The 17604-nt window shown below is 68.0% G+C and carries 18 protein-coding genes; 8 read left to right on the forward strand and 10 right to left on the reverse strand.

Annotation, left to right across the window (positions count from 1 at the left end; genetic code table 11):
- Positions 1 to 60: 60 nt before the first annotated feature.
- Both AC57BR_RS01195 and AC57BR_RS01200 read right to left on the reverse strand, forming a co-directional pair.
- Positions 61 to 1128 carry a Gfo/Idh/MocA family protein gene (locus AC57BR_RS01195; protein WP_496357969.1) on the reverse strand — a complete coding sequence of 356 codons (1068 nt, stop codon included), beginning with the start codon at positions 1126 to 1128 and terminating at the stop codon, positions 61 to 63.
- Complete coding sequence (locus AC57BR_RS01200) at positions 1125 to 1760, reverse strand: TetR/AcrR family transcriptional regulator (protein WP_496357970.1); 636 nt, start codon at positions 1758 to 1760, stop codon at positions 1125 to 1127. The genes AC57BR_RS01195 and AC57BR_RS01200 overlap by 4 nt, the downstream gene beginning before the upstream one ends.
- Before the next feature lie 123 nt (positions 1761 to 1883).
- Here AC57BR_RS01200 and AC57BR_RS01205 point away from each other — a divergent pair, with 123 nt between their 5' ends.
- Together AC57BR_RS01205 and AC57BR_RS01210 are read left to right on the forward strand one after the other, a co-directional pair.
- The gene (locus AC57BR_RS01205; RefSeq protein ID WP_496357971.1) at positions 1884 to 2450 is read left to right on the forward strand and encodes an NAD(P)H-dependent oxidoreductase; all 567 of its coding nucleotides are present in this window, start codon (positions 1884 to 1886) and stop codon (positions 2448 to 2450) included.
- A 214-nt stretch (positions 2451 to 2664) separates the two neighbouring features.
- A complete protein-coding gene (locus AC57BR_RS01210) occupies positions 2665 to 3645 on the forward strand; it encodes a GerMN domain-containing protein (RefSeq protein ID WP_496357972.1) in 981 nt (326 codons plus the stop codon).
- A gap of 25 nt (positions 3646 to 3670) precedes the next feature.
- On the opposite strand, the gene AC57BR_RS01215 is transcribed toward AC57BR_RS01210, so the two are convergent.
- A complete protein-coding gene (locus AC57BR_RS01215; protein ID WP_496357973.1) occupies positions 3671 to 4561 on the reverse strand; it encodes an isocitrate lyase/PEP mutase family protein in 891 nt (296 codons plus the stop codon).
- 125 nt (positions 4562 to 4686) lie between these two features.
- On the opposite strand from AC57BR_RS01215, the gene AC57BR_RS01220 reads away from it, so the two are divergent.
- The 3 genes from AC57BR_RS01220 to AC57BR_RS01230 all read left to right on the forward strand — a co-directional run bounded on the left by AC57BR_RS01220 (position 4687) and on the right by AC57BR_RS01230 (position 6976).
- Positions 4687 to 5982, forward strand: a complete 1296-nt coding sequence (locus tag AC57BR_RS01220; RefSeq protein ID WP_496357974.1) for an aminotransferase-like domain-containing protein — start codon at positions 4687 to 4689, stop codon at positions 5980 to 5982.
- A gap of 59 nt (positions 5983 to 6041) precedes the next feature.
- Positions 6042 to 6473, forward strand: a complete 432-nt coding sequence (locus AC57BR_RS01225; protein ID WP_496357975.1) for a universal stress protein — start codon at positions 6042 to 6044, stop codon at positions 6471 to 6473.
- A gap of 161 nt (positions 6474 to 6634) precedes the next feature.
- Positions 6635 to 6976, forward strand: coding sequence for a hypothetical protein (locus AC57BR_RS01230; RefSeq protein ID WP_494021558.1), 342 nt, complete (start codon positions 6635 to 6637; stop codon positions 6974 to 6976).
- A 14-nt stretch (positions 6977 to 6990) separates the two neighbouring features.
- On the opposite strand, the gene AC57BR_RS01235 is transcribed toward AC57BR_RS01230, so the two are convergent.
- The 5 genes from AC57BR_RS01235 to AC57BR_RS01255 form a co-directional block, all read right to left on the reverse strand.
- Positions 6991 to 7620, reverse strand: coding sequence for a phosphatase PAP2 family protein (locus AC57BR_RS01235; protein ID WP_496357976.1), 630 nt, complete (start codon positions 7618 to 7620; stop codon positions 6991 to 6993).
- Between the two features lie 91 nt (positions 7621 to 7711).
- Positions 7712 to 9232 (reverse strand): dihydrolipoamide acetyltransferase family protein, encoded by a 1521-nt coding sequence (locus tag AC57BR_RS01240; RefSeq protein WP_496357977.1) that lies wholly within the window; start codon positions 9230 to 9232, stop codon positions 7712 to 7714.
- Between the two features lie 89 nt (positions 9233 to 9321).
- Entirely contained in the window at positions 9322 to 10302 is a 981-nt protein-coding gene (locus AC57BR_RS01245) for an alpha-ketoacid dehydrogenase subunit beta (RefSeq protein ID WP_496357978.1), read from the reverse strand.
- Positions 10302 to 11528, reverse strand: a complete 1227-nt coding sequence (pdhA, locus tag AC57BR_RS01250; protein ID WP_496357979.1) for a pyruvate dehydrogenase (acetyl-transferring) E1 component subunit alpha — start codon at positions 11526 to 11528, stop codon at positions 10302 to 10304. The genes AC57BR_RS01245 and pdhA overlap by 1 nt, the downstream gene beginning before the upstream one ends.
- A gap of 148 nt (positions 11529 to 11676) precedes the next feature.
- On the reverse strand, positions 11677 to 12795 hold the full coding sequence (locus AC57BR_RS01255) for a histidinol-phosphate transaminase (protein WP_496357980.1): 1119 nt from the start codon (positions 12793 to 12795) through the stop codon (positions 11677 to 11679).
- 59 nt (positions 12796 to 12854) lie between these two features.
- On the opposite strand from AC57BR_RS01255, the gene AC57BR_RS01260 reads away from it, so the two are divergent.
- Positions 12855 to 13283 (forward strand): phage holin family protein, encoded by a 429-nt coding sequence (locus tag AC57BR_RS01260; protein WP_496357981.1) that lies wholly within the window; start codon positions 12855 to 12857, stop codon positions 13281 to 13283.
- Here AC57BR_RS01260 and AC57BR_RS01265 read toward each other — a convergent pair.
- Both AC57BR_RS01265 and AC57BR_RS01270 read right to left on the reverse strand, forming a co-directional pair.
- Positions 13237 to 14736: a hypothetical protein gene (locus tag AC57BR_RS01265; RefSeq protein ID WP_496357982.1), complete on the reverse strand. Its 1500-nt coding sequence runs from the start codon at positions 14734 to 14736 to the stop codon at positions 13237 to 13239. The two genes, AC57BR_RS01260 and AC57BR_RS01265, sit on opposite strands and share 47 nt — an antisense overlap.
- Complete coding sequence (locus tag AC57BR_RS01270) at positions 14736 to 15059, reverse strand: hypothetical protein (RefSeq protein ID WP_496357983.1); 324 nt, start codon at positions 15057 to 15059, stop codon at positions 14736 to 14738. Before AC57BR_RS01270 ends, AC57BR_RS01265 begins: the two co-directional genes overlap by 1 nt.
- 203 nt (positions 15060 to 15262) lie before the next feature.
- Between AC57BR_RS01270 and purB the strand changes: the two genes are divergently transcribed.
- On the forward strand, positions 15263 to 16705 hold the full coding sequence (gene purB / locus AC57BR_RS01275) for an adenylosuccinate lyase (protein WP_496357984.1): 1443 nt from the start codon (positions 15263 to 15265) through the stop codon (positions 16703 to 16705).
- A gap of 132 nt (positions 16706 to 16837) precedes the next feature.
- Complete coding sequence (locus tag AC57BR_RS01280; RefSeq protein WP_496357985.1) at positions 16838 to 17503, forward strand: histidine phosphatase family protein; 666 nt, start codon at positions 16838 to 16840, stop codon at positions 17501 to 17503.
- Positions 17504 to 17604 lie beyond the last annotated feature (101 nt).

Raw genomic sequence — 17604 nt, forward strand, 5'->3', positions numbered from 1 at the left:
CTGCTCCGTAACCGCCCTTTTGAGCCCTCAGAACGGCAGTTACGGAGCAGCCGATGCTGCTTAACCGGCCAGTTCGCGTGCCCGTTCTATCAGCTTGAGGACTTCGACGGGCCCGGCCGGGTCCACCGGAACCGGCAGGGCCGAGGCAGTGCCGCCGTCGGAGATCTTCGCTGCGAGGATCCGGTAGAACTCCGGATAGTTCCCGCGTTCGGTCGGCAGCCGGTCCAGGTGCCCGTCCCTGCCCAGCTGCCCGGCCCATTCGGCGGCCTCCACACCGTACTCCGCGTCCAGCGGGCTCCCGCCGGCGACGATGTAAGGCTCCTGCGGGTCCACGCCGTGCTTGGTGTAGCCGCCGCCGGAGCCGAGGACCCGGTAGCGCGGTCCCTGCTGGGCACAGAGCATGTTCATCCAGTGATGGCTGAACACACCGTTCCCGTGCCGCAGGACCACGAAGCAGTCGTCGTCTGTCTTCTCGCCCGGGCGCCGGGCCAGGAGCTCGGCGTGGACCACTGTTCCCGGGCCGAAGAGCTGCAGCGCCTGGTCCAGGAGGTGGGTGCCGAGGTCGAACAGGACACCGCCGCCGTCGGCCGCCGTGGCCTCCGCCTTCCAGGCCTTGGAAACTTCGGGCGACCACCGTTCAAAGCGTGACTCGAACCGCGTCACCTCACCCAGCACACCGCCCTCCAGCAGGGCCTTGACCGTGAGGTAGTCCCCGTCCCAGCGCCGGTTCTGGAACACCGTCAGCACCCGCCCCAGCCGCTCTGCGAGCGCGATCAGTTCTTGCCCCTGGGCGCTCGTCACGGCGAACGGCTTGTCGACGACGACGTCGAGCCCGGCCTCAAGCGCGGCCTTCGCCAGCGGGTAATGGGTGGCCGGCGGGGTCCCCAGCACCACAAGGTCAAGGTCAGCGGCCAGCGCAAGGACGGCATCGCCGTCGGGCACTGTTTTCACGGCGGGGTACTGCCCGGCAGCGGCGGCCTGCCGGCCGGGGTCAGAGGTGGCGATCACGTCCAGCGAATAGCTGGGGTCCGCAGCGACCAGCGGGGCATGGAAAACCCGGCCGGACAGGCCGAAGCCCACCACGGCGGTGCGTATGGGGGCGGGGGACGTGGAGGAATCGGTGCTCATGGTGCCACGCTACCCCCAACGACGCGGGTGGCGAGCTCGCGCCAGGACTCCTCCAGCCGTTCCGGCGAAACGTGTTGCACGCGGACGGCGTGCAACAGCCGTTCGGGATCGAGGGTTGCGCTGAGGGACATGGCCATCAGCCACGGGTCCGCATCGAAGCCCGCCGAGCGCAGCAGGTGCTCGATGTGCCGGTGCCACAGCACCGCCGGGGGTGCCTCGAACCTGTTGTGCAGGGACGCTTCCGCGGCCCTCGCAAGCTCACCGTATTCCAGGACGTAGCGGATGCGTTCGGCACCGAAGGCGATCAGCCGTTCCAGCGGAGGCGCCCCGGGACCAAGCGGCGGCGGACCGAACATGAAGCGGCCCTGGAATTCGGACTCGGCGTCGCTGAGCAGGGTCATCATGAGGCCGGCGCGGCTGCCGAAGCGGCGGAACACAGTCCCTTTGCCCACGCCTGCGCGCTCCGCCAGCTTGTCCATGGTCACGCCGTCGGCGCCGCACTCCTCCACGAGCTGCCGGGCAGCACAAAGGAGCAACTCCCGGTTGCGGGCAGCATCGCTGCGTTCCGTTCCGGAGCCGGGCGAGGACCCGGACCCGGAGGAGGACCCCGGGCGAATTGGGATGAGGCTCACACCAAGCATTCTAGACCCGGGAATAATATCCGGACCGCAGTCCGTTTAGTCTTGATGAAGGCACCAAACGCCTCCAGAACCACTCGCCGCGGAGCGTTCCGCGGCAAGACCTAAGGAGTTCACATGTCCAAGAGCACCGTACTCGCCCTGGTGGGAAGCCTGCGCGCCGATTCGCACAACCGCAAGCTTGCCGAAGCCATCCAGCTGAACGCGCCGGAAGGCGTCGAGATTGTGATCCACGAGAGCCTGGGCAACATCCCGTTCTACAACGAGGACATCGACGTCGAAGGCCAGGTCCCGGCAGCAGCCACCGCGCTGCGCGAGGCCGCCGGCCAGGCAGATGCCCTGCTGCTGGTCACCCCCGAGCACAACGGCACCATGCCCGCCTCGCTGAAGAACGCCATCGACTGGCTGTCCCGCCCGTTCGGCGCGGGCGCCCTCGCCGGAAAGCCCACCGCCGTTGTCGGCACCGCCTTCGGCCAGTTCGGCGGCGTCTGGGCCCAGGACGAGGCCCGCAAGGCCGTCGGCATCGCCGGCGCCCGCGTCCTGGAGGACGCCAAGCTCGCCGTCCCCGGCTCCATGGTCCGCTTCGCGGAAACCCACCCGAAGGACGACGCCGAGGTGGTTGGGCAGATCAAGGAACTCTTCGGTGCCCTTGCCGCCGTCGAGCCTGCCGGAGCAGCTGCCTAAGCAGCTTTCCTCCTTCGCATGCGCCCGGCCGTCCAGCGGCCGGGGGCATGCGCTTTCTTCCGGCCTCTGCCTGCTTTCCGCCAGCGGGGACGGGCTGCAACCAATCCGTGACTGAGCTGCAGCCAAACTGACACCCGGGCACCGTTCCCCGCCCCGCCGCCCCGCCGTAACGTTGATGTACGGGACGTGCCGGGGCAGGGAGTGCGGTGCAGTCATGAAGTCGAGCTGGGGAGTCAAACCGCTGACGACGGCGGTGGCCGTCTTCTGCCTGACGCTCCCCTTGTGGCTTGTCTCCTGCGCCCCCCTCCAAAATGCGTACGACGCCGGGGCCGCCCCTGCCGCGGCCCCCGAACCCCGCCCGGCGCCTCCGGTGAGCCCGCCCGAGGAAGCCGGCGCGCCCACCGCCTCCGGATCCGGCCTGGGCTCCGCGCTGGGAGCCTCCGGCCAGGGTGCCGGTCAAGGCACAACAGGTCAGGGAACAGCGGCCGGGGTTTCCGAACCCGTGCCTTCTGCCGGTTCAGCTCCCCCGTCCGCGGGCTCAAACCCGGGCGGCGCGACTGTTGGCGGATCAGCCGGCAGCGGATCAAACCCTGGCAGCCTTCCGTCCAGCGGCCTGGGGGCCGGCGTCGCAGGTCCGGACACCCCGGCACAGTTGCCGGGCGGAACCGGGCACCAGCCCGCGCCTGCTTCCGGAACCGCAGCCGGCCCCGCTTCCCCCGGGCCCACAACCGGCTCCGACGCACCGGGTTCCACCCCACCGGGTGGCGGTACGGGTGAGCCCTCCGGCGCTGCCAGCGCCGGCACTGCGGTCTACTACGTTGCCCTCGACGACGGCGGCCGGTCCGGCGTGCGCTTCGGCTGCAACGACAGCCTGGTGGCAGTGCACAATGCCGACTCCACCATCAGCGAGCCGCTGCAGGCCGCCATGAGCCGGCTGTTGTCCGGCCCGGGCGCGCCGCCGGCCAGCGGACTGTACAACGCGCTGTCAGCTTCCTCGCTCCAGTACGTCTCCGGCTACCTGGACGGCACCACCGTGGTGGTGAACCTGACCGGCGCGGTGCAGCCCGGCGGCGTCTGCGATCTTCCGCGGATTGAAGCGCAGCTCACCCATACAGCCGTCACCGCCGCGGGTGCCGTCCGGGCGGAAATCTACGTCGGCGGGGTACCGCTTGCCGACGTTCTCGGCCTCCGGTAGCCCGCCCGGACATGGGCCCCGGAGGTCAGGCACCCGGCGTCCCGAGGGAGCCCGGCTCCCCGAAGAACAGGGCATCCATCTCAGCATGGCTCGGCGAACCGGCAAGTTCGGACCAGTTGCCGTCGCCCAGGATTTCGGCTGCCACGCGGGAAACCGTAGCGTATGCCGCCTTCGCCGCATTGCCGCCGATGCTGACCCGCCGAACACCGGCGTCGTGCAGTTCGCCCACTGAAGCCGACCCGACGCCGGCCAGGGCATTGAGCGGCGCCGCTATCCGCCTGCTGAGTTCATGGAGGATATGGAGGTCTGTCACGCCGGGAACGAAGATTCCGTCGGCTCCCGCGGCGAGGTAGCCCTCGGCACGCTCCAGCGTCTCTTCGAAGGCGGAGTCCCCGAACTGCCCGGAAAGGTACGTGTCCGTCCGGGCATTGATGAAGAGGCCCACACCTGACTCCGCTGCGATGCTGCGGACCAGACTGATCCTGCGGGCCTGCTCGTCCACGGCTGTGAGGGACGTCCCGCCCGAGTCTTCGATATTCACGCCCACCGCGCCTGCCTCCAGCACCGCCGTGACGGCCTGCCGGAGCAGGCCGTCGTCGAAAGCGCCGTCCGCACCCGCGTACCCGGCTTCGATGTCCGCCGTCACCGGGACGGTGGCGGCCGCGGTAATCCTGCGGAGCGCCTCGAAGGCCAGGCCCGGCGGCACGTGGCTGCCGTCCGGAAACCCGAGGCTCCACGAGATGGCCGAACTGGAGGTGGCAATGGCGCGCGCCCCCGCCTTCTCCACCAGCCGGGCCGACGCGGCGTCCCAGACGTTGACGAGGACCAGCGGAACAGCGCCGCCCCCGTGCATCTGGCGGAAGGCGTCGGCCTTGGCGGGCTGGGACAGGGCGGGCGTAGGCTCGAGTGACGTCATGGCTCCATTCCATGCCCTGCCCTGCCGGACGTAAAGGCGTCCTCAGGCACCAGTTCAGATTCCCTTCGAGATTTTTGATCAACAGCTGTTGCCTAATCAGCAACCAATGGCTGTACTCTGGGGGTGTGACCCACGAGACACTCGACGCCGCCGCAGCCGTCCTCCCCGCCGAAGCCATCGACGCCATCGAGCGGGCCGCGACATCAGCCCACCGCCACGACGAACTCTTCTCCGAGCGCGCGGCGAACATCAAGCAGTCGGCGGTCCGCGATGTTTTCGACATCTCCATGCGGCCGGGCCTGGTCTCGCTCGCCGGCGGCAGCCCCTACCTGCAGTCCCTGCCCCTTGAAAAGCTCGCGCAAACGGCCGCGCGGATCATCGCCGAGGACGGCCTCACTGCACTCCAATACGGCGGGGGCCAGGGCACCGAGGAACTGCGCACGCAGATCTGCCAAGTCATGGCCGCCGAAGGCATCCTGGACGCCCGGCCGGAGAACGTGGTGATCACCGCGGGTTCGCAGTCCGCCCAGGATGTGGCCACCAAGGTGTTCTGCGACCCCGGCGACGTGGTCCTCGTGGAGGAACCCACCTACGTGGGGGCGCTGAACACGTTCGAGGCCTACCAGGTGCAGGTGGAGGCCGTCCCCATGGACGACGACGGCCTGGTGCCTGAGCTTCTCGAGGCCAGGATCGCGGCGCTCCAGACCGCCGGAAAGAACATCAAATTCCTCTACACCATCCCCAACTTCAACAACCCGTCGGGCATCACGCTGGCGCAGGATCGCCGGCAGCAGATCGTGGACATCTGCCGCCGCGCCAACGTCCTGGTTCTGGAGGACAACCCTTACGGTTTGCTGCGGTTCGACGGCGAGCCGCTGGCCCCGCTGCGCGCAGGCAACCCCGACGACGTCATCTACATGGGCTCGTTCTCGAAGATCTTTGCCCCGGGATTGCGCATCGGCTGGGCCCTGGTTCCCGCCCACCTGCAGCGCCGCTACTACCTCGCCTCCGAGTCAGTGACGCTCTGCCCGCCCACGCTGAACCAGATGCTCGTCTCGGCCTATCTCCGGGACTACGACTGGAAGGGCCAGATCGAGACGTACCGCGGGCTGTATGCCGAGCGCTGCCACGCCATGCTGGCGGCCTTGGAGAAGCACATGCCAGAGGGACTCAGCTGGACCCGGCCGCAGGGCGGATTCTTCGTCTGGGTGACCCTGCCGGAGGGCGTGGACACATACCCCCTGCTCCACAAGGCGATTGATGCCGGCGTCGTCTTCATTCCCGGCGCGGCCTTCACGCATTCGGACTCCCCGTCGAACAAACTCCGCCTGGCTTTCAGCGCCGTTCCGCCGGAGGCCATCGCCGAGGGTGTGCGACGCCTGGCTCCGGTGCTGCGGGAAGCCATAGACGCCCTGGCCTGAGCTGCGGCCGCAAACCGGCGGATATCAGATAAGTCACCAACATCAAAGGAGATAAGGCCATGGCGGGAACAATTGTTGTGGGTGTGGACGGAAGCGGTACCGCACGCAAGGCAGCGGAAGTGGCGCGGGACCTGGCTGCGGCGCTGGGCGCGAGGCTGCATGTCGTGTCAGCATTCGATACCGACCGGACCGAAGTCTTCGGCAGCGGCAGTGACCGCTGGATTGTGTCGGACGCCGGGGAAGCGGAAAAGGTCGCCCGGGATGTGGCGGCTGCCCTGGCCGGCGGCGAGCTCCAGATCACCTATTCCTCCGCGCGGGGCAAGCCCGCCGAAGCCCTGGTCAGGGAGGCAGACCGGCTCGACGCAAGCATGATCGTGGTGGGCAACCGCCGCATGCAGGGCCTGGGGCGCGTGCTGGGCAGTGTGGCGAACAGCGTTGCCCACAGCGCGTCCTGCGACGTCTACATCGCAAATACCTACGGAGCAGATTAGCCGGAGCCAGCTAGGCACAGTACCGCCTGACTTGACGCGGATCACCCGGGCTGGTGGGCAGCCTCACCCCGTTTTCGGGCAATCCGGCATGCCCTGAAAGATAAAATTGGAGTGCCCCCGATGGTGCGGCCAAACCCAAATCTACCTTTCAGGGGAACACTGTGCTTACACTCCAGCGTCGCCACCTCGTCGGTCACGACATCCTCCTTGCCCGCCACGGCAACCACATCAGCGCCATGCGCGTGGACCGCTCCGCCGGCCGCGTGATCGCCCTCCTCGACGACGGCTCGGTGGACAGCGCCCCGAACCTCATCTCCCCCGACCTGCAGCTGCCTGACACGCTGAAGAGCGTCCTGCGCGAGGACTGGAAGTTCCTCACCCTCGTGAGCAGCGGCATCGCCGCCGTATGTGGCGTCATGCTGGCCGCCGCGGTGAGCATGGCAGGCATGTCGGCGGATCCGGCCATGGCCCAGCTGCTGGCCAACTCCTACGCCGCCTACTAAGCCAGCCCCAGGCGTCAGCCGATCCGGACCAGCAGTTCGCGGAGCAGCCACCAGAGCGCGGCGGTGACGCCGCCTCCCACCAGGGCGCCGGCAACAACCTGCGCCACCGTATGGGCGCGCAGCACCACCCGGGACCACCCGACAGCGGGAATCAGCAGCAGCAGCGGCAGCCAGGGCGCGCCCAGGATCAGCACGGTGATGACAGTGGTCAGGGCGATGGCCCCGGCGTGGCCGCTGATTTTCCAGAACAGGCTGATGACGGCGAGCACCACCACACCGCCCACTATGGCCAGCACCACCACGATGACGCTGTACGGGGCATCGATGGCGAGCAGGACTCCCAGCCCCGCGAGCAGTGACACCACCGACATGGCGAGCACCGGGAAGCGTTGCTTGCGGTCGCTGACGTGGTGATCCGTCACCTTGCCGATCCGGACCAGGACCACGACGGCGGCCAGCGGCAGCACGCACACAAACAGCACCGCTACAGCGCCGAACCAGACGGTGCCCGGAAAGCCTGGTTCCATTGCCGGGCTGAGGAGCAGCAGCAGCGCCACGGTGATGGGCGGCTGAAGGGCCTCCGTGATGACCCGGGCCACACGGTTCTTCACGCGGATGCTGACGATCCCGCGATCCTCACCCATGGGAACCCCGTCCCTGCCTGTCCGGTCCATCCCCCTTTCCCCGGAGGGTACGCCTCCGGGGACCGTCAGTCGAGCAGGCCAGTCCAGCAGGTCAGTCGAGCAGCAGTGCCGGCTCTTCCAGGATGGCGGCGACGTCGGCCATGAAGCGGGCGGAAAGATCGCCGTCCACGACGCGGTGATCGAAGGATCCCCCGAGGGTGGTGATCCAGCGCGGAATGACCTCGCCGTCCAGGACCCACGGCTTTTGCTTGATGGTGCCGAACGCCACGATGGCCACTTCACCGGGGTTGATGATGGGGGTTCCGGTGTCGATGCCGAGGGCGCCGATGTTGGTGACCGTCAGCGTGCCGCCCTGCATCTGCGCCGGCTGGGTCTTGCCGGCCCGAGCGGTGGTGGCGAGGTCGTTGAGTGCCAGCGCCAGTTCCTTGAGGGACAGGTCCTGGGCGTTCTTGATGTTCGGGACCATCAGCCCGCGCGGCGTGGCCGCGGCGATGCCCAGGTTCATGAAGTGCTTGACGTGGATTTCGGCGGAGTCGCTGCCGTCCGCGTTGTCCACCCAGGTGGCATTGACGCTCGGGTTACGTGCCGCCGCCCAGATGACGGCCTTCGCGAGGATCAGCAGGGGTGAGACCTTGATGCCTTCAAAGTCACGCGAGGCCTTGAGCCGCTTGACGAATTCCATGGTCCGGCTGGCATCCACGTCCACGAAGATGCTCACGTGCGGCGCGGAGAACGCCGACTCCACCATGGCCTTCGCGGTGGCCTTGCGGACGCCCTTGACGGGGATCCGTTCGATCCGCTGCTCCTGGGGACGGCCTGACGCGCCCCAGAAGGTGTCTGCCTTGTCCAGTTCCGCATCTCGCTGCGCCTGGTAGCTGACCAGGTCCTCGCGCGTCACCTCGCCGCGCGCGCCCGTAGCCACGACGTCGGCGAGGTCGATCCCCAGGTCGCGGGCGATCTTGCGCACCGGCGGCTTGGCCAGGACCCTGTTCATGAGCCCGGAGATGGCCCCGCCAAAGGTCGGCTTGTCGGCCTCGAGTGCGGGAGTCCACTCGGGCCGCCTCGTCACGGCAACGCCGGCCACCGGGCCGGCGCTGGCCGGACCGTCCGAGAGTACCTCCTCGGCAGACCGGGGCTGGACAGGCTCAACCTCCGGAGCACCGTGCATTGCGTCTGCCGGAATAACGTGCCCCGTCTTGCGCGGCCGCCGCTGCACGGCGTCGGCCTTCGGACCGGAACCCACCAGCGGACCCCCAGCAAGACCGCTCACGCCAGTTTCGCCGTCGTCCTTCAGCTTTCCGTACATCGGCGCCGGCTCGGCATCCGGGACCGGGGGCAGCGGCGCGTCGGCAGGCGTGGGGTCGCCGGACATGGTGTCAGACACGCTGATGATGGCGGTCCCGACGTCGACAGTTGCCCCTTCCGGAACCAGCAGTTCGGTGACGGTACCGGCGAACGGCGACGGGAGCTCAACGAGGGATTTGGCCGTCTCGATCTCGCACAGGATGTCGTTGATGGCCACCTCGTCGCCGGGTTTGACCTTCCACGAAACGATCTCTGCCTCGGTCAGGCCCTCACCGACGTCGGGGAGGTTGAACTTGTTAAGCGTCATGGGATCCTCGGGTTCGAAAGCTCGGGCGCTCCGGGAGGTGCGGAGGCGGTAGGCGAAAGAGTCAGCAGGCGCTGGTGCGCAACGCGGCGTCAGTACGCGAAGGTGCGGTCCAGCGCCTCAAGGATGCGGTCGATGTCCGGGAGGTAGTCCTCTTCGATCTTGGCCACGGGGTACGGCATGTGGAAGCCCCCTACCCGGATGACCGGCGCCTCGAGCGACAGGAAGGCCCGTTCGCTGATGCGGGCAGCGATTTCGCCGCCGATGCCGCCGAAGGTGGGAGCCTCGTGCGCCACGACCAGCCGGCCCGTTTTTTTGACGGAGGCCTCGATGGCGTCGAAATCGATCGGCGAGATGGAGCGCAGGTCGATCACTTCGATGCTGCGCCCGTCCTCGGCCGCGGCGTTGGCGGCGGCGAGGGCCACGGGGACAAGCGGGCCGTAGACCACCACGGTGGCGTCGGTGCCCTCCCGGACCACATGGGCCTTGAACGGGTCTTCAGCCGGTCCGGCCGATTCGGTGTCGACCTCGCCCTTAAGCCAGTAGCGGCGCTTCGGTTCGAAGACGATCACCGGGTCCTGGCAGTTCACGGCCTGCTGGATCATCCAGTAGGCGTCGTGCGGGTTGGACGGGGTGATGATGCGCAGGCCGGGGGTGTGCGCGAACAGCGCCTCCGGCGATTCCGAGTGGTGCTCAATGGAGCCGATGCCGCCGCCATACGGGATGCGGATGACCACGGGCACGGTGAGGTTGCCGTTGCTGCGTGAGTGCATTTTGGCCAGCTGGGTGGTGATCTGGTTGAAGCCGGGGAAGACGAAGCCGTCGAACTGGATCTCGGCAACGGGCAGGTAGCCGCGCAGCGCCAGGCCGATCGCCGTGCCAATGATGCCGGACTCTGCGAGCGGGGTGTCCACCACACGGTCGGCCCCGAACTCGCCGATCAGGCCGTCGGTGACGCGGTACACGCCGCCAAGAGGGCCGATGTCCTCACCCATAAGGAGGGACTTGGGATTGCTGCTGAGCGTGGCGCGCAGGCCTTCGTTGATGGCCTTGGCAATGGTCATGGTGGTCATCAGCGGCCTGCCCCTTCTCCCTCGTCCTCGCCGGCAAAGCCCGCGCTGTACTCTTCGAACCACGCCAGTTCCTCGGCCACGAGCGGATGCGCCTCGACGTAGGTGTTGGCAAAGGCCGTCCTGATATCCGGGGCGTCCGACGCGTACGTGGACTTGCGGATGTAGGCGGCGAGTTCGTCGCCCTCGGCAGCAACCTTGGCGAAGAAGGCTTCGTCGGCCATGCCCTCGGCGCGGAGATACTTCTCCAGGCGGTCCAGCGGGTCTTTTTCGCGCCACAGGGCCTCTTCTGAGGACTCGCGGTACTTCGTGGGGTCGTCGGCGGTGGTGTGGGCTCCCACGCGGTAGGTGAAGGCCTCAATCAGGACCGGGCCGTTGCCCTGGCGTGCGTGTTCGAGCGCCCATTCGGTGACGGCATGGACAGCGATGACGTCGTTGCCGTCCACGCGGATGCCCGGGAAGCCGTAACCTTTGGCGCGGTTGGCGAGCGGGACGCGGGTCTGCACAGCGGTGGGCACGGAGATGGCCCAGTGGTTGTTCTGGCAGAAGAAGACCACCGGGGCGTTGTAGGAGGAGGCAAAGACCATGGACTCGTGGACGTCACCCTCGGAGCTCGCACCGTCGCCGAAGTAGACCATGACGGCGGCCTTCGGTTCGGCCGAGCCTTCCACACCTTGAGCCTCTGCCAGCCGCTGGTCGCGCTGGATGCCCATGGCGTATCCGACGGCGTGCGGGGTCTGCGCAGCCAGCACCAGCGTGTACAGGTGGAAGTTGGTGTCCTTGGGGTTCCAGCCGCCGTTGGAGACGCCGCGGAACTGCTTCAGCAGTTCGGCCAGGTCCACGTTGCGGGTCAGGGCGACGCCGTGCTCGCGGTAGGTGGGGAAGATGTAGTCCTGCGGCTGGCTGGCCCGGCCGGACCCGATCTGGGCGGCCTCCTGCCCCGTCAGCGGCACCCACAATGCCAGCTGGCCCTGCCGCTGCAAGGCCGTGGCTTCCTGGTCAAAGCGACGGATGGCCGCCATGTCCGCATAGAAGCCCCGGAGCTTTTCGGCGTCGAGACGCTCGGCGTATTCGGAGAACACGGCGTCTGTGCCCAGCGTGCCATCGGGGCCCAGAAGTTGGACCATTTCCGTCGGAGGCACGCCCAAGGCAGCCTCGGCCTGCGCCTCGAGCTGGTCGTCCAGTTCCGTGCCGTCGAACTCGGTGGAGGGCAGATGTGTTGCGCCCATACCGTCTCCTTGCCTGCCGCATCCGGATGCGTTGCAATGTCGCTGGGATATATGCCTCGTCAGGAATGCATTCCCGGCGAGGCATATATATTTGGCTTACTGTTCCTTACTTTATCCGGCGTAGGTAGCGCCGGCTGTTTGTTAAGCGCTAGGAACGGCGTGGCGGTTTTGTGTAAACCGCACAGAGTTCCAGGAAGCGCGTGTTCGCTTCCACTTCGCCGATGCTGACCCTGACGCCTTCGTTTCCGAAAGCGCGCACAGACAGTGCCCGCTCCCCGGCGAGCTGCGCAAACTCCGCGCTGTTCTCGCCCAGATCAAGCCAGACAAAGTTCCCCTGCGCGTCTGGAACGAACCAGCCGAGGTCCCGGAGACCTGCTGTCACGCGGTCCCGCTCCTCCACCAGGCTTTGTACCCTTTCTACAACCTGGTCAAAATTCTGCAAGGACACCACCGCCGCCCGTTCGGCGATCTGCGAGACCGCGAACGGCGTGGCGGCGACGCGCAGGTGCTGGGTGAGCTGGGGCTGGGAGACGCTGTAGCCGACGCGGAGGCCAGCGAGGCCGTGCGCCTTGGAGAACGTCCTGAGCACCACCACATTGGGGTACTTGCGGTACATCCGGATGCCGTCCACGGCGTCTTCTGCCCGGACGAACTCCTGGTAGGCCTCGTCGATGACCACCACAACGTCCGAAGGCACGGACCTGATGAACCGCTCAGTTTCCGCGGCGGTCAGGATGGGGCCGGTGGGGTTGTTAGGGGTGCAGAGCAGGATCACCCTTGTCCGCGCGGTCACGGCCGCGGCCATGGCGTCGAGGTCATGGCGCCCGTCAGCCGTCACGGGGATCCGGACGCTCTCTGCCCCGGCCAGCCCGACGCAGATGGGGTAGGCCTCGAAGGACCGCCACGCGTAGATCACCTCGTCCGGCTTGCCGTCGTCATTCTGGCCCGCGAACGTCGTCAGCAGCTGGGTAAGGGCGCCGAGGCTGCCGGCACCGGTGACGATGTCCTCGGCCGGGACGTCAAGGAACCCGGCGAGCGCGGTGCGCAGCTTGGTGCTGAGGGGGTCGGGATAGCGGTTGAAGTCGGTCTGGGCGGCAATGGCCTCCACCACGGCCGGGATGGGAGGCAGCGGGTTCTCGTTGGACGACAGTTTGTAGCTTGCAAGGCCGTCGACGGCGACGGGCGGCTTTCCGGCAGCGTAGCGGGGCAGCCGGTCGACCACCGGTCGGGGCCTCAGGCCCCCCGCCATAGTCTCTGGTGAAGTCATGCCACCTAGCCTATGCCCCTGACTGCCTGCCTGACCTTGCGGTGTGACAGCATGGGCGCATGCGGTCTTTCATCATGCGCGTGATCATTAATGGGCTGGCGCTGTGGATTGCCAGCTGGCTTCTGCCCGGCCTGGACATCTCCACCACAGCCACCACGGAAGCCGTAGCCAAGACCGGGGTGAACCAGGGAACCGACGCCGCCGGCATTGTCCTTGCGTACCTATTCGTCGGGCTGATTTTCGGCCTGGTCAATGCCTTCGTGCGGCCCGTGGTCAGCTTCCTCTCCCTGCCCATCACCATCCTGACGCTGGGGCTGTTCACGGTGGTAATCAACGCCGCGATGCTCTACCTCACCTCCTGGATCAGCAGCTACACGCCCGTGCACTTCACCATCGATTCGTTCTTCTGGACCGCAGTGCTGGCCGCCGTCATCATCACCGTCATTTCGCTGGTGGCAGACCGGCTCCCCGGCGCCCGCCACCGCTGACACCCGCACCACTGCTGGCACCCGCACCACTGCTGGCACCCCCGCCACCGGGCGGCGCGGGCGCGGGCGGCTTTGGCACGCGGACCAGCTGGAAGCGGGTGGCCTTGGCCGTTCCTCCCGCACCCACCACTCCGGCAAGCGCGGCGGTGGAGGCCACCAGCGAAGGATCCGGACTCGCGGCGACTGCCCGGGCTCCGGCCTCGTAGTTGGTGAGCCTGTGCCCGGGGCCGAGCCCGGCGTCCTCACCGGCAGGCGTCCTGACCACACCGTTCAGCGTTACTGTCACCCGGTCCTTGGTGTCCGGGTTGGGAAGGCCCTCGCTGCCCGGGACCCAGTCCTGCCGGTGCTCCAGGTGCAGGCTGCTGACGCCCTGCGCCGGGGTTATCGCCCCCACCGGTGATCCCGCGGTCAGCACGTACTTGAGGTTGTACTCGGCAAGGAAGGCCTTGTCCTGGCTCAGGTTCATCGCATGGATGCCGCCCTGGCTGTAGCCCACGGCCACCACCTGGTCCCCGGCCTCTGCCCCGGCCTGGCGAAGGGCTGCCCGGATTGCCGCGGTGGTGTACTCGGATCCGTACCCGAAGGCTTCGCCGATGCCGGCCTCGTCGAAGGGGTTGGGGCCCCCGGTGTTGCCGGGCTGGGTTCCCGGAATGATCACGATGAACGCGTCCCGTCCCCCCTTGGATGTGTGGATGACCTCGATGTGGCCCGCACCGGCGTTGTCCACCTCCCCTGCCCGGGCGAGAAGGCCTGCCGGGGAGGCGTCCAGGTCAATCTCCGCGGAACCCTCGTTCACTGCCCTGACCGGCCGCGGCCGGAGATCGGGCCTGATCCGGTCCAGCAGCATGCGGAGGAGGACCGGCACACTGGTTTGCCCACCAGAGGTCAAGGCCATCCGCGCTGCGGCGTCGACCTCGCCGGACCGCGTCCCCAGGAGCGCCGCCAGGATCGCGCCGCCCAGCAGGGGGTCGCTCCCGGTGACCGCCTCGGTGCTCGCCCTGTTCGGACGCCAGTCCCCCGACAGACCAAAGTCAACCACCTGCCGGCCCCATAGCCATGACGCATTCAGACCGAGCTGCATCCAGAGCAGGTTTGCCGCCTCGGCGGCGCTGTATTCGAGCTGGCAGGCGCGCACGCCGCCGGCCAGGCGCTCCAGCTCCTCCCGCACCGCCGCCACGGAGCGCCGACCCTCCCAGACGGCAGTCAGGGCCTCTGCACCGGTAAACGGATCATCCCGCTGGTAGCTTCCCAACGCCTCCCAGACCCTGTAGATGCCCAGTTCCACAGCCGCCAGATCCCGGGCGAGCGCATCCAGCTCCCGCGCCCCCGTGTCCAGTTCCTCGAGCTGGAAGGAAATCCCGCCTACTCCGCCGCGCACGGAGAGGACACCATTGGAGGCCGGCTCGGCGGGACGGAGCTGCCCGCCGCCTCCGCCCGGCGCGGCTTCGGCCATCAGTAGCCCCCGGCGGCCGGGAGCGCGGACTCGGCGACGTGCACAGAGTGCCGGCGCAGGGCAAGTGCAGCGGCAAGCACCTTTTCCCGTGCCCCGCCCAGGACAATGGCCTGCGTCCCGAGCTTGGACCGGTATGCCAGCCCGGCAGGCGACTGCCAGTCCATGAGCTGGAGCTGCGAGAGGCTGGCCCGGACGGCTTCGATTTGTTCCGCGCAGGCCTCCATCCGCCCGGCCAACAGCTGGACTTCGAAACTGCGCGACGAACATGCCGCGGCGTCGAAAGCCGTGATGCTGGCGCTCATCGCTGTGATGCTGGCGCTCATTCGGATACCCCCATCCCTGCGGGCCGGCGCCCCGGCGTCCGCCCTTCCTCGGTTCCTACCCACGACGCTAAGGCGCCGGTCGCCGCCGACGGAACGGCCGGCGTCGTCCATGTGGAAAAGTGCGTGAGGGCGGGGCTGTGGAGGAGAAGTCACACGGAATCCCGTGCTTCAGCGGGCACAGAACTTCATGAAAGAATCAGGTCATGCCTGAAACTGCCGCCACAGCTGACACCCGTACGCCCTCCGGACGCCTTGCCCTCGCCGCGTCAGGGGAACAAATCGCGCTCGGCCCGCTGGACGGCCGCTACAAGTCCGCCGTTGCACCCCTCGTTGACTACCTGTCCGAGGCAGCCCTCAACCGCGACCGCGTCGCCGTCGAAGTGGAGTGGCTTATCCACCTGACCGGGGACAACGTCCTCCCGGGCGCCGGGCCCCTGACCGAGGAGCAGCAGCAGCAGCTGCGGGCCATCGTCACCGAATTCGATGCCTCCTCCGTCACCGAGCTGGCCGAAATCGAAGCCGTCACCGTCCACGACGTCAAGGCCGTGGAGTACTACATCGGCCGCCGCCTGCCCGCCATCGGGATCGAGAACCTGACCGCCATGGTGCACTTCGGCTGCACCTCCGAGGACATCAACAACCTGTCCTACGCGCTCGGCGTGAAGGGCGCTGTGGAGGACGTGTGGCTGCCCGCCGCCCGGGCCCTCGTGGCCCAGATCGGCAGGATGGCCGAAGATAACCGTGCCGTTCCGATGCTTTCCCGCACCCACGGCCAGCCCGCCACGCCCACCACCCTGGGCAAGGAACTCGCCGTCATCGCGCACCGCCTGAACCGGCAGCTGGAGCGGATCGCCAGGACCGAATACCTCGGCAAGATCAACGGCGCTACCGGCACGTACGCCGCCCACGTGGCCTCCGTCCCGGGTGCGGACTGGCAGCAGGTCGCGAAGTCGTTCGTGGAGAAGCTGGGACTGACCTGGAACCCGCTGACCACCCAGATTGAAAGCCACGACTGGCAGGCCGAGCTGTACGCCGACGTCGCCCGCTTCAACCGGATCCTGCACAACGTCTGCACCGACATCTGGAGCTACATCTCGATCGGCTACTTCGCGCAGATTCCCGTGGCAGGTGCCACCGGTTCCTCCACGATGCCGCACAAGGTCAACCCGATCCGCTTCGAAAACGCAGAGGCCAACCTGGAGATCTCCTCCGGGCTCCTGGACGTGCTGGGCTCCACCCTGGTCACCTCGCGGTGGCAGCGCGACCTCACGGACTCCTCCAGCCAGCGCAACATCGGCGTGGCCTTCGGCCACTCCCTGCTGGCCATCTCCAACGTGGCCAAGGGCCTGGAGCGGCTGGATGTGGCCGAAGACGTGCTGGCCGGGGACCTCGACACCAACTGGGAAGTCCTGGGCGAAGCGATCCAGATGGTAATGCGCGCGGAGTCCATTGCCGGCGTCGAAGGCATGGAGAACCCGTACGAGCGGCTCAAGGACCTCACCCGCGGACAGCGCGTGGACGCCGCCCGGATGCAGGAGTTCGTCCAGGGCCTGGGCCTCTCCGCAGAGGCCGAGGCGCGGCTGCTCGCCCTGACGCCGGGCAAGTACACCGGCATCGCGGACCAGCTGGTGGACCACCTCAAATAAGTACGACGGCGGTGCCGGGTTTGCTGCCCGGCACCGCTTCCGTTTCCGGCGGCCTCCGCATAGAAACGGCCGATCCCGCCCACGGCGGCTCGTGCCGCCTACCTTTCCGACGATGACAAGGAACGCGAAACCATGAGGCTGCTGCTCATCCGCCACGGCGAAACTCCCGGGAACGTGCTGGGGCAGCTGGACACCGCCCACCCGGGCCCGGGCCTGACCGAGCTGGGCGAGCGCCAGGCGGAGGCCCTGCCGCGGGCCCTGGTGAACGAGCCGATCAGCGCCCTGTACGCCTCCACATTGCTTCGCACCCAGATCACGGCCAAACCGCTGGGCCGGGAGCTCGGCCTCGACGTGGAGATCCTGGACGGAATCCACGAGATCGAAGCGGGCGCCCTGGAAAAGCTGACGGACCACGAGTCCCACCGGCGGTACATGAGCACCGTGTTCGCCTGGACGGACGGCGACTTCGACCGCCGGATGCCCGCCGGACCGGACGGGCACGAGTTCTTCGAGCGCTATGACGCGGCCATCGCCAAGGTGGCCGCGGAATCCGCCGGCGCCGGCGCAATCGCGCTGGTAAGCCATGGCGCCGCGATCCGCGTCTGGGCAGGGCACCGCGCGGACAACATCGACATGGAATTCGCCGCCCGGCACGTCCTCGCCAACACCGGCATCGTGGCGCTGGAAGGCGACCCCGACGGCGGCTGGCAGCTGATCCACTGGGACGCCAGCCCGGTAGGCGGCCTGGCCCTGGCCGACCCCACCGCCGAGGACCCGATGGGAAAGAGCACGGGCTAGGCCCGCCGGCGCCATCGCACTGGGTACTGGTCCAGAGGGGCGGTGAGTGTGCCAGCCGTAACAGCGCAGCGCCAAGTGTTCCCACGGCGCTTACCGGCAGG

Source organism: Arthrobacter sp. BGA-UO-ETr-C19, from assembly GCF_059568005.1.

Coding starts and splice junctions, on each gene's coding strand:
- pdhA (WP_496357979.1), bottom strand. CDS start 11,528: ATGGGCGCAACACATCTGCCCTCCACCGAGTTCGACGGCACGGAACTG.
- AC57BR_RS01255 (WP_496357980.1), bottom strand. CDS start 12,795: ATGACTTCACCAGAGACTATGGCGGGGGGCCTGAGGCCCCGACCGGTG.
- AC57BR_RS01245 (WP_496357978.1), bottom strand. CDS start 10,302: ATGACCACCATGACCATTGCCAAGGCCATCAACGAAGGCCTGCGCGCC.
- AC57BR_RS01240 (WP_496357977.1), bottom strand. CDS start 9,232: ATGACGCTTAACAAGTTCAACCTCCCCGACGTCGGTGAGGGCCTGACC.
- AC57BR_RS01195 (WP_496357969.1), bottom strand. CDS start 1,128: ATGAGCACCGATTCCTCCACGTCCCCCGCCCCCATACGCACCGCCGTG.
- AC57BR_RS01265 (WP_496357982.1), bottom strand. CDS start 14,736: ATGGCCGAAGCCGCGCCGGGCGGAGGCGGCGGGCAGCTCCGTCCCGCC.
- AC57BR_RS01270 (WP_496357983.1), bottom strand. CDS start 15,059: ATGAGCGCCAGCATCACAGCGATGAGCGCCAGCATCACGGCTTTCGAC.
- AC57BR_RS01205 (WP_496357971.1), top strand. CDS start 1,884: ATGTCCAAGAGCACCGTACTCGCCCTGGTGGGAAGCCTGCGCGCCGAT.
- AC57BR_RS01235 (WP_496357976.1), bottom strand. CDS start 7,620: ATGGGTGAGGATCGCGGGATCGTCAGCATCCGCGTGAAGAACCGTGTG.
- AC57BR_RS01215 (WP_496357973.1), bottom strand. CDS start 4,561: ATGACGTCACTCGAGCCTACGCCCGCCCTGTCCCAGCCCGCCAAGGCC.
- AC57BR_RS01280 (WP_496357985.1), top strand. CDS start 16,838: ATGAGGCTGCTGCTCATCCGCCACGGCGAAACTCCCGGGAACGTGCTG.
- AC57BR_RS01210 (WP_496357972.1), top strand. CDS start 2,665: ATGAAGTCGAGCTGGGGAGTCAAACCGCTGACGACGGCGGTGGCCGTC.
- AC57BR_RS01225 (WP_496357975.1), top strand. CDS start 6,042: ATGGCGGGAACAATTGTTGTGGGTGTGGACGGAAGCGGTACCGCACGC.
- purB (WP_496357984.1), top strand. CDS start 15,263: ATGCCTGAAACTGCCGCCACAGCTGACACCCGTACGCCCTCCGGACGC.
- AC57BR_RS01260 (WP_496357981.1), top strand. CDS start 12,855: ATGCGGTCTTTCATCATGCGCGTGATCATTAATGGGCTGGCGCTGTGG.